Source organism: Saccharothrix xinjiangensis, from assembly GCF_039527585.1.
Taxonomy (GTDB): Bacteria; Actinomycetota; Actinomycetes; order Mycobacteriales; family Pseudonocardiaceae; genus Actinosynnema; species Actinosynnema xinjiangensis.
In genome coordinates, this window is record NZ_BAAAKE010000042.1 from 39,892 (window position 1) to 49,353 (window position 9,462).

The following is a 9,462-nucleotide window of genomic DNA, read 5'->3' on the forward strand; positions in this document are numbered from 1 at the left end:
GCCACAGCCCTGCCGGCGGCCAGGCCCATCAGCCGGCCCTCGACCCGTGTCAGCCGCCGGCCGACTTGCCACCCGCCGGCCCACTTGCCAGCCGTCGCGTGACCTCTCGTCGCACCTCCGGCCGGCCCCGGCGCAGGACCGGCAGGATCAGTCGCCCCCACCCCCGCCGCCGCAACCCCCGCCGCCACCGCCGCACGACGACCCGCCGCTGCTCGACCCGCTGTCGCCCCCACCACCGCAGTTGCTGCCGGAGCAACTGCCGCACCCGCCGCTGCACGACGAGCCACCGCCGCCGCCTGAGGTCCGCTTGCGCCGGCGCAGCGTCTTGGCCGCCGCCGGCTCGACGCCCAGCACCTCCCACACGTTCCGCCGCCCGATCCGGCCCAGCAGCCCGTGGCACGCCAGCAGCACCAGCCGGTCCGCCGCGCTCAACGTCGAGACCGCCATCCAGGCCGGGGCGGACTTCGGGCGGGTGGGCGTCCCGTTCAGGCGGCGTTCCGCGTCCGTCGCCGCCAGGCGCAGGCGGCGTGCCGCGGCCAGGCCCGCGCTCGTCAGCGGCCGCCCGGCGCGGCTGGTCGCGGTCGAGCCGACCAGTGCGACCACCGCCACCGCGGCGGTCACGGCGAACGGCAGGTCCAGCGCGATGGTGAGCACCAGCGCCGCGCTTGCCGCCAGCAGCAGGAACCACCGCAGCCGGCGCATCGCCACCTGTCGCCCGGGCGGGGTGAGGTAGCCGCGGGCGATGAGGTCTTGCCTCATGGCCTTGGCTTCGGCGCCCGCGGCCGTCGCGGCGATGGCGGTCCCCATCGGCATCGGTATCACGCGGAGCACGCGCGTCTGCAACGGGCTCCACAGCCGGCCTGCCCGGTGCACCGGGCTGACCACCCCTTCGCGCGAGATCCGCACCGCGCCCGCATCGACCAGCGACACCAGCGCGACCTCCGCCGCACGTCCGGGGCCGGCCATCACGTACGCCTGCTCCTCCGGCCACAGCTCAGGCGCCGAACCCCCCGCCCCCGTCGAACCCGCCGGAGCCTGGGTCCACGAATCCACCACCGTCGTCGCCCTCCCACCCATCACCCGTCAGGTACTCACCGGCCAACCAACCGCCCGCGAACCAGCCGCCCGCGACCAGCCACCCGTTGCGGCGGCTCCAACGCCGCGGTTCCGCCGACGCGGCGCGGGCGCGGGAACGTCGCGGGCGCGGTGCGTCAGACGCCGCCGGATGGGTGATCGGTTCCGCGTGCCGGCCGTTGAACACCGTGTCGAAGCCCTCGTCGGGCGCCGAACCGAACCTCCCCGTCCGCGCCGACCCCTCGTGCGGCGCGGGCGGGGAGGTGGTTCGCGGCAGGCCGTAGCGGGCCGTCACCTCGGCCGGGTCCACCGGGGCCAGGCCCTCGGTGGCCCGGGCGAACGCCCGCGCGCCGTGCCTGGTCAGCACGGGCGGCGGGCCGAGCAGCAGCAGGACCGCCAGGGCCCCGGTGACGGCCGACGCGGCGCCCGTCGCCCAGCCGCCCGGACCTGCGAGGACGGCCGCGACGGCGAGCAGGGCCAGGGGGAGCGCGGCCAGGGCTGCCCGCGCCAGGCGGTGACGGGGCGCCACCAGCAGCCCTTCCGCGACCAGCCGCGCGCCGATCCGCCGGGCCGGTGCGCTGGTGGCGACCTCGACCACCGGGTCGTCGAACGCCTGCGGCAACCTGGTCAGGACCGCTGCCCGCAACGCCGTCGCCGGTCGGCCCTCACCGGGGTCCGCCGGCGGGACGGCGGTCACCGTCGAGCCGGACACCCGCGCCCGGTTGTCGGCCACCAGCCCCGCCACGGCCACCTCGACCGCCCGCACCGGCCCGCCACCGAGGTACCCGACCTCCTCGAACCCGAGCACCCGGCCGGGCGCGGCGCCGGTGACCCGCTTGAGCCGCAGCCCGACCACCACCGCGACGACCAGCGCCGCGCCGTACCACCACGGGAAACCCACGACCGCGACCCAGCGGCTCAGCAGCCGCCACCGCCGCCGCAGCCGCCCCCACCGCCGCCGCAACTGCTGCCGCCACCGCCGCAACTGCTGCCACCGCCGTCGAAACCGCTGCCGGAACCGCCGTTGGAACCGCCCAGCACCACCCAGCCGCCCGCCGAACCGGACGACGACGCGCGCGACCGCGTGAAACCGGACCGCGACACCGCCGACGCCCGCGCGCCCGCGAGCGGTTGCCGGCGGCCCGCCGCGCGCAGCAGGACGTCCGGGTGGGCCTCGAACCCCCGGAGAGCGACCACCTCGGCCGGCTCGGCCGAGGTGGTCGTTCCCCACCCCCCGGTGACCTCGCCCGCGCGAGCCCTCGACACCGCGTCACGACCGCGCGCGGTGAGCATCGGCGAACCGACCTTCCCCAGCAGGAACACCAGCACACCGGTCAGCGCCAGCCACAGCGTCAACCACCCGGCCGCCGCGCCCACGGCCAGCTCGACCGGCCAGCGCGCCACGCCGACCACGAGGACCAGCACCACCGGCACCAGCCCGAGCCGCACCGACGACCTGGCCCGACCCGGCTCCACCACGTAGCCCTCGTCGACCAGCCGACGCCCGACCGCGAGCGGTTCCGCGGCGCTCGGGGCCGACTGGAACAGCAGGTGCAACGTCCGCATGCGGTAGCGCGTCACGTCCGCCACCACGGCCAGGTCGACCGGGTGCCCGGTGGTCGGCGCGCCCACGACCCGCACGGTCCCGCTGCGGGCCGGCGCCAGCACGCCCGACGCGACCAGGCGCGCCACCGACGCCTCGACCACCCGTCGCGGGCCGCCGGTCAGGTAGGCGATGTCGAGCAGGTCGGGCACGTGCGAGGAGACGCCTCCCCGCGTCCCCCGCAGTCGCACCCGCACGAGGACCGCGAACGCCACCGACACCGACAGCGCGATCCAGTACAGCTCCAGGAATTCCGGGCCGGACAAGCCCCACGGTCGTTCCACGGTCCACCCCCTGTGGGCCTCGGTGGACCCAGGTCCACCAGCCAGGAGGCAATCGTGTGCCGCAGGCCACACCCGGGCAAGGGTGCTTGAGCAAGCCTTAGGGTTGACGTCCCGGGGCTTTCCGGCGAGGAGCCCCGGGACCCGACGCCGGAGCGCGCGGGTCCCGGGGCTCCCGGTCGGCTCAGGAGGACGAAGCGCCGTCCACGCCCCCGGAGCCTTCGCCGTCCGTGCCCTTGAAGATGCGCATTATTCCTCCCAGTGTGGATTTGCCATCGTTCCGAGCAGGGCCTTCAGTCTGCTGGATCAACGGCTGGGTCGACCAGACGCAAACTGACCGAGTTGATGCAGTAGCGCTGATCCGTCGGTGTGGCGTAACCCTCGCCCTCGAAGACGTGCCCCAGGTGGCTGTGGCAGTGGGCGCACAGCACCTCGGTGCGGACCATCCCGTAGGACCGGTCCTCCCGGAGGATCACCGCGTCACCGGCCTGGGGCGCGTAGAACGAGGGCCAGCCGCAGTGCGAGTCGAACTTCGCCTCGCTGCGGAACAGCTCGGTACCGCAGGCGCGGCAGGAGTAGACGCCCTCGGCCTTGGTGTCGGTGTACTCGCCCGTCCACGCGGGCTCGGTGCCCGCCTCGCGCAGCACCGCGTACTCCTTGGGGGTCAGGATCTCCCGCCACTCCAGTTCGGAGCGAACCACCTTCGGGGTGGCGCCGACGACAGGTTCCATACCTCCACCTTAGTCGACGTCGGCCGAACGGGCGTCAGCCGAACAGGACGGTCAGCAGGGCGCCGAGGTAGTACCAGGCGCTCACGCCCACCCCGAGCAGGATCAGGCCGACCACGACGACCGCGATGAGCCGCCTGAGCCCGCCGGCGCGGTTGGCGGAGTCCGCGAAGTCCGAGACGCCCGCGAGCGAGCCCTCCACGGTGAAGTTGGCCTGCGGGCGCTGCAAGCGGTCGAGGTGCTCGGCGAACGCCCTGGTCTCCGGGTCGTCGGGGTCCAGGCCGATCAGCTCGTCGTCCACCCAGTCCTCGGACCGGTCGCGTGGCCGGTCGTCGGGGAAGTCGGCGGCTCTGGCGCTGGACATGCAGCCAGGGTAGCCGGCGTTTCAACCCTTACCCGGTTCAGCCGACCAGGACGGGCGACGGCCGCACCGCGCCGACCGCGCGCCCGTGGCCGAGCACGGGGAACGTGGCCAGCTCGTCCGGCGCGTCGACGGCCAGCCTGCGCAGCGCGGCGACCACGACCACGGCCCGCGCGCGGCTGGAGCCGTCGGCGATCTTGCAGGCCACGGCCTCCCCGGTGGGCAGGCCCACCGCGTACACGCCCTCGGCGCCGTCCTTGGCCACCGCGCCCGGGATGGCCCGCATGAGCTTGGTGACGTCGCGGTCCGTGCCGCCGACCCACTCCGGGTGGGAGGTCATGGCTCGGGCGACGCGGTGCTCGTGGCTGCCCTCGCCGGCGGTGGCGATCGTGCTGAACGCCCTGGCCAGGCCCTTGAGGCTGATGCCGAGCAGCGGCGCGCCGCAGCCGTCGACGCCCTCGGCGCCGATGGGCTCGCCGGCCAGCTCCGCCAGGGTGTCGCGGACGGCCAGCTGGAGCGGGTGGCCCGGGTCGAGGTAGTCGTGCGTGGACCAGCCGTTGACCACGCAGGTGGCGAGCATGGCTGCGTGCTTGCCCGAGCAGTTCATGTAGACGGGGGCGGCGTCGCGGCCGGCGGCGAAGTGGTCCCTCAGGGCCCGCTCGCCGATGGGCAGGCCGGGCGTGCACTGGAGCGCGCCCTCGTCGAGGCCGTGCGCCCGCAGGACCCGGCGCACGCCCGCCACGTGGAAGTCCTCGCCGGAGTGGCTGGCGCACGCCAGGGCGAGCAGCTCGCCGTCGAGGTCGAGGCCGTTGCGGAGCAGGGCGAGCGCCTGGACCGGCTTGTTGGACGAGCGCGGGTAGGCGGTGTCGTGGGGCCGGCCCACGACCAGCGCCTCGCGGCCGTCCCGGTCGAGCGCGATGACCGAGCCGTGGTGCACGGACTCCAGGAAACCGCCCCGCCAGACCTCGGCGACCAGTTCGTGTGCCATGCGTCCCTCCACGAGCCTCACAGCGTCGCTGCCAACTGTCGACAGTTAACATGGCGGTGGTCGGTCGGCGCTAGGAGACGTACGTGACACCTCCCCTGCATCTGAGCCTGGCCGGTCAGGCCGTGGAAGTGCTCCGCGAGCTGGTGCTGACCGGCGAGATCCCGCCCGGGACGCGGGTGAACGAGGTCGAGCTGGCCCAGCGCCTCGGCATCTCGCGCGGGCCGCTGCGCGAGGCGATCCGGCACCTGGCGTCCGAGGGGCTGCTGGTGCTGGTGCCGCACCGGGGCGCGTCCGTGCCGACCGCCGACGCGGCCGAGGTGCAGGCGCTGTTCGAGCTGCGCACGGCCCTGGAGTGCGCGGCGGCCGGGCTCGCGGCGTCGCGTCGCACCGAGGCGGACGTGGTGCGGCTGCGGGCGGTGTGCGAGGAGTCGCGCCGGGCCTACTCGGCGGGGGAGCGCTTCCCCTACCGGCTGGACCTGGCGTTCCACCAGTCGCTGCTGGACGCGGCCCGGAGCCCCCGGATCGCCGAGCAGGTGCGGCTGGTGCAGCAGCGGGTGGTGCTGCTGCGCAGCGGGCTCCGGGACGACCCGCCGCACCAGCACGCCTCCCTCGACGACCACGACGCGCTGGTGGCCGCGGTGGCGTCGGGTGAGCCGGGGCGGGCGTCGGACGCGATGCGCAGGCACCTGGCGAGGGTGTGCGCGCAGATGCTCACCAGCCTGGGCTGACCCGCCGGGCACGGCGGGCGCACGGGCGGCTCACCCGGCGCGTGCAGCCGGGCCGCCGGAGCCGGTCGGAGCGCGGACCCGCGAGGAGCCGGGACGAACACCGGGGGCGACCGGCCCGCCGGTGCCGCCGCCGTCCACTCCGGACCGTCCACACCGGACAGGAGGGCGCCGGGTGGGAATCGCCGGGGCAGGACCGCCCGGTGGGCCGGGGCGGACGGCGCCGGTCGCCGGAGCGCTCGGGCCGGCCGTCGCCGGTGGACCCGCGGAGTCCGACAGCGGCGGTGCCGGGTCGTCCGCGTGACCGCGGTCGCCCGGCGCGGGGAAGACCACCCCCGCGCCGGGCGACCGCGGCTCAGCCCAGGCTGCCGGTCACCTTCGCGTGCCCCTTGAGCAGGTTGCGCGCGATGGTGCGCCGCTGGATCTCGTCCGTGCCCTCGTAGATCCGCAGCAGCCGCAGCTCGCGGTACCAGCGCTCGACCGGCAGCTCCCGCGTGTACCCCATGCCGCCGTGGATCTGGAGCACCCGGTCGACGATCTCGTTGGCCTTGATGCCGCCGTACAGCTTGGCCATCGACTGCGCCTGCCGGGAGTCGGCGCCCTGGTCCACCAGCCACGCCGCGTGCAGCACGAGCCACCGCAGCGCCTCGACCTCCACCGCCGAATCCGCGATCATCCACTGGATCGCCTGGTAGGACGCGATGGGCTGGCCGAACGTCACCCGGTTGTTCGCCTGCTCGACCGCCATCTCCACCAGCCGCTCGCACGAGCCCAGCGCCCGCGCGGGCAGCAGGTAGCGGCCCTGGCCGATCCACTGCATGGCCAGGTGGAAGCCCTTGCCGACCTCGCCGAGCACGTTCTCCTCGGGCACGCGCACGTCGTCGAACACCAGCGCCGCCGGGCCCCACTGGCCCATGGTCTGGATCGGCTCGGACTTCCACCCCATGTCCCGGTCGACCAGGAAGCACGTGACGCCGCCGTCCGCGCCCTTCTCCCGGTCGGTCACCGCGAACACCATCACGAAGTCGGCCTCGTGGCCCTGCGTGATGAACGTCTTCTCGCCGTTGATCACCCACTCGCCGCCCTCCTTGCGGGCGGACGTGCGGATGGCCTTGGCGTCGGAGCCCGCGCCCGGCTCGGTGATCGCGAAGCACGACACCCGCTCGCCCGAGATCGTGGGCAGCAGGTAGCGCTGCTTCTGCTCCTCGTTGCCGTGGAACAGGATGTTGTCCGCGTAGCCGCCGAACCGGAACGGCACGAAGCTGCGGCCCAGCTCGGCCTCCACGAGCGCGGTCATCACCGCGCCCAGGTCCATGCCGCCGTACTCCTGGGGCGTGAGCAGGCCGAAGAAGCCCGCGGCCTTGGCCTTGTCCTGGAGCTCCTTCAGCTCGTCCCGGGTCAGGCCGGGTTGCCCGGCGCGCTCCCGGCGCAGCACCTCCGGCTCCAGGGGCGTCACCTCCCGGCGCACGAAGGTCCGCACCCAGTCGCGGACCTCCCGCTGCTCGTCGTCGAGCCCGAAATCCATGCCGTCCTCCTACGCGAACGCGTTGATGCCGGTCAACGCCCGGCCGATGAGCAGTTTCTGGATCTGGCTGGTGCCCTCGTAGAGGGTTGTGACCCGGGTGTCCCGCAGGTACTTGCCCACCGGGTACTCGTCGGTGTAGCCGTAGCCGCCGAAGACCTGGACGGCCCGGTCGGCCACCCGCACGGAGGCCTCGCTGGCGTAGAGCTTGGCCATGGACGCCTCGGTGCCGAACGGCTCGCCGCGGTCGGCCAGGTCGGCGCACCGCCAGGTGAGCAGGCGGGCCGCGTCGGTCTCCACGGCCATGTCGGCCAGCAGCTCCTGCACGAGCTGGAAGCCCGCGATGGGCTTGCCGAACTGCTCGCGCTGCTTGGCGTAGCCCACCGCGGCCTCCAGCGCGCCGCGCGCCGCGCCGACGCAGCCCGCGGCCACGGACATCCGGCCCCGGTCCAGCGCCGCCATGGCGATCCGGAAACCGGCGCCCTCGTCGCCGAGCCGGCGCCCGTCGGGCACGCGGACGCCGTCGAGGGCGAGTTCGGCGGTGGCCTGGCCGCGCATGCCGAGCTTGCCGCGGATCTCGGTGGCGGTGAAACCGGGCGAGTCGGTCGGCACGAGGAACGCGGTGATGCCCCGCGGGCCCGGTCCGCCGGTCCGGGCGAAGATCAGCGCCACGTCGGCCCAGGTGCCGTTGGTGATGAACACCTTGCGCCCGGTGACGAGCCAGTCGTCGCCGTCCCGGACCGCCCTCGTGGCCAGGGAGGCCGCGTCGGAGCCCGTGCCGGGTTCGGTGAGGCCGAAGCAGCCCAGGGCGCGGCCCGCGCACAGGTCGGGCAGCCACCGCCGCTTCTGGGCGTCGTCGCCGTGCCTGGCGATGGTCTTGCCGACCAGGCCGAGCGACACCGAGACGATGCCGCGCACGGCCGAGTCGCCGCGCGCGAGCTCCTCCAGGACCAGGCAGTACGCCAGGTGGTCGCCGCCGGAGCCGCCGTGCTCCTCCGGGACGCCCAGGCCCAGGAAGCCCACCTCGCCGAGCGCGGGCACCAGGTCGCGGTCGATCTCCTCGTCGCGGTCCCACCGGGCGGCGTGCGGGACGATGCGCTCCTCGGTGAACCGGTGCGCCAGCTCCCGCAGCTGCCGGTGCTCGTCTGGGATGCGCAGATCCACCCCGCTGCCCTCCTAACCGAACGGTGTTAGGTTATCTAACCTAGGCGCGGACCAGACCCAGGGGCAAGGGGAGCGACATGCCGAGGAACCCGATCTTGAGCGCCTCGCGCATCCGGACCGCCACCCTGCTCATCATCGACCGGGACGGGCTCGACGGCCTGTCGATGCGCAAACTGGCCGCCGAGCTGGGCGTCCAGGCGGCGTCCCTGTACGGGCACGTGAGCACCAAGGACGACCTGCTGCACGAGGTCGCGGCGGAGATCCTGGAGAAGGTCGACGTGTCCGGCTTCGACGGCGGCGACTGGCGCAGCGGCCTGCGCAGCGCGGCGTGGTCCTACCGGTCGGCGTTGGCGCGGCACCCCAACATCGTCCCGTTCCTCGCCTACGGACCCGCGCACCGGGAGGCGTCCCTGCGACGCCTGGACGTCGTGCACGGCGGCCTGGTCGCGGCCGGCTGGTCGCGGCGGGAGGCGACCATGATCGCGGCCGGGCTGATGTACCTGGTGTTCGGCGCGGCGCTGAGCACGTTCTCCAGCGGCTTCTCCGAGGACCAGGCCGTCTACCGCGACCGGTACCCGAACCTGGACAAGGCCCACCTGCTGCCGGGCGTGGCCCAGGAGCTGGACCACGACAGCTTCGAGCTGGCGCTGGAGTCGTTCGTCACCGGGCTGGCGGCGCGAGCGCCCGGCTGAGCCGGCGCACGAGCCCCACGTGGTCGGCGGGCGCGACGGTGAGCCAGTCGGCGCCCACGCTCGCGTACCGGCCGCGCGGGGTGTCGATCCACGTCACGGCGGGCGGGACGGGGTGGCCCGGCGGCCTCGCCGTGAGGTGGCCGGTGCCGGTGATCGGGCCGGACAGCATCTCCCGCAGCACCCGCACGTCGTCGTTCCCGCCGCGCGCGGCCTGCCTGACGTCCTGCCGGGGGGTGTCCCTATGTGGTTGTCAAGCCGCAGCCGGCGTGGGAGCGGTGTCGGGGTGTCGGTAGTGGGTCTTGGTGCGGAGCATGGCGAACAGGA

Annotated in this window: 11 protein-coding genes; 2 read left to right on the plus strand and 9 right to left on the minus strand. The window is 74.6% G+C overall.

Translation table 11 applies throughout. From position 1 onward, the window contains the following. Positions 1–147 precede the first annotated feature (147 nt). From ABD223_RS40850 to ABD223_RS40875, 6 genes are all read right to left on the minus strand, one after another. Complete coding sequence (locus ABD223_RS40850; protein WP_344043245.1) at positions 148–1,077, minus strand: TIGR04222 domain-containing membrane protein; 930 nt, start codon at positions 1,075–1,077, stop codon at positions 148–150. After that, positions 995–2,059, minus strand: coding sequence for a TIGR04222 domain-containing membrane protein (locus ABD223_RS40855; protein ID WP_344043247.1), 1,065 nt, complete (start codon positions 2,057–2,059; stop codon positions 995–997). Before ABD223_RS40855 ends, ABD223_RS40850 begins: the two co-directional genes overlap by 83 nt. Next, positions 1,993–2,961, minus strand: a complete 969-nt coding sequence (locus ABD223_RS40860; protein ID WP_344043249.1) for a TIGR04222 domain-containing membrane protein — start codon at positions 2,959–2,961, stop codon at positions 1,993–1,995. Before ABD223_RS40860 ends, ABD223_RS40855 begins: the two co-directional genes overlap by 67 nt. A 290-nt stretch (positions 2,962–3,251) precedes the next feature. Continuing rightward, a complete protein-coding gene (msrB, locus tag ABD223_RS40865; RefSeq protein WP_344043251.1) occupies positions 3,252–3,689 on the minus strand; it encodes a peptide-methionine (R)-S-oxide reductase MsrB in 438 nt (145 codons plus the stop codon). A 34-nt stretch (positions 3,690–3,723) separates the two neighbouring features. Beyond that, positions 3,724–4,050: a hypothetical protein gene (locus ABD223_RS40870; RefSeq protein WP_344043253.1), complete on the minus strand. Its 327-nt coding sequence runs from the start codon at positions 4,048–4,050 to the stop codon at positions 3,724–3,726. Between the two features lie 37 nt (positions 4,051–4,087). Further along, positions 4,088–5,035 carry an asparaginase gene (locus ABD223_RS40875; protein WP_344043255.1) on the minus strand — a complete coding sequence of 316 codons (948 nt, stop codon included), beginning with the start codon at positions 5,033–5,035 and terminating at the stop codon, positions 4,088–4,090. Between the two features lie 83 nt (positions 5,036–5,118). Here ABD223_RS40875 and ABD223_RS40880 point away from each other — a divergent pair, with 83 nt between their 5' ends. Beyond that, on the plus strand, positions 5,119–5,763 hold the full coding sequence (locus ABD223_RS40880; RefSeq protein ID WP_344043257.1) for a GntR family transcriptional regulator: 645 nt from the start codon (positions 5,119–5,121) through the stop codon (positions 5,761–5,763). A gap of 352 nt (positions 5,764–6,115) precedes the next feature. On the opposite strand, the gene ABD223_RS40885 is transcribed toward ABD223_RS40880, so the two are convergent. Together ABD223_RS40885 and ABD223_RS40890 are read right to left on the minus strand one after the other, a co-directional pair. Continuing rightward, positions 6,116–7,285, minus strand: a complete 1,170-nt coding sequence (locus ABD223_RS40885; protein WP_344043259.1) for an acyl-CoA dehydrogenase family protein — start codon at positions 7,283–7,285, stop codon at positions 6,116–6,118. 9 nt (positions 7,286–7,294) lie between these two features. Beyond that, positions 7,295–8,446, minus strand: coding sequence for an acyl-CoA dehydrogenase family protein (locus tag ABD223_RS40890; protein ID WP_344043261.1), 1,152 nt, complete (start codon positions 8,444–8,446; stop codon positions 7,295–7,297). 95 nt (positions 8,447–8,541) lie between these two features. On the opposite strand from ABD223_RS40890, the gene ABD223_RS40895 reads away from it, so the two are divergent. Further along, positions 8,542–9,138, plus strand: coding sequence for a TetR family transcriptional regulator (locus tag ABD223_RS40895; protein ID WP_344043263.1), 597 nt, complete (start codon positions 8,542–8,544; stop codon positions 9,136–9,138). On the opposite strand, the gene ABD223_RS40900 is transcribed toward ABD223_RS40895, so the two are convergent. Further along, positions 9,107–9,325: an ESX secretion-associated protein EspG gene (locus tag ABD223_RS40900; RefSeq protein ID WP_344043265.1), complete on the minus strand. Its 219-nt coding sequence runs from the start codon at positions 9,323–9,325 to the stop codon at positions 9,107–9,109. The two genes, ABD223_RS40895 and ABD223_RS40900, sit on opposite strands and share 32 nt — an antisense overlap. Positions 9,326–9,462: the final 137 nt, after the last annotated feature.

Bases quoted from the DNA above. Each gene is read 5' to 3' on its own strand.
- ABD223_RS40885 (WP_344043259.1), bottom strand. From the start codon at position 7,285: ATGGATTTCGGGCTCGACGACGAGCAGCGGGAGGTCCGCGACTGGGTG.
- ABD223_RS40870 (WP_344043253.1), bottom strand. From the start codon at position 4,050: ATGTCCAGCGCCAGAGCCGCCGACTTCCCCGACGACCGGCCACGCGAC.
- ABD223_RS40850 (WP_344043245.1), bottom strand. From the start codon at position 1,077: ATGGGTGGGAGGGCGACGACGGTGGTGGATTCGTGGACCCAGGCTCCG.
- ABD223_RS40875 (WP_344043255.1), bottom strand. From the start codon at position 5,035: ATGGCACACGAACTGGTCGCCGAGGTCTGGCGGGGCGGTTTCCTGGAG.
- msrB (WP_344043251.1), bottom strand. From the start codon at position 3,689: ATGGAACCTGTCGTCGGCGCCACCCCGAAGGTGGTTCGCTCCGAACTG.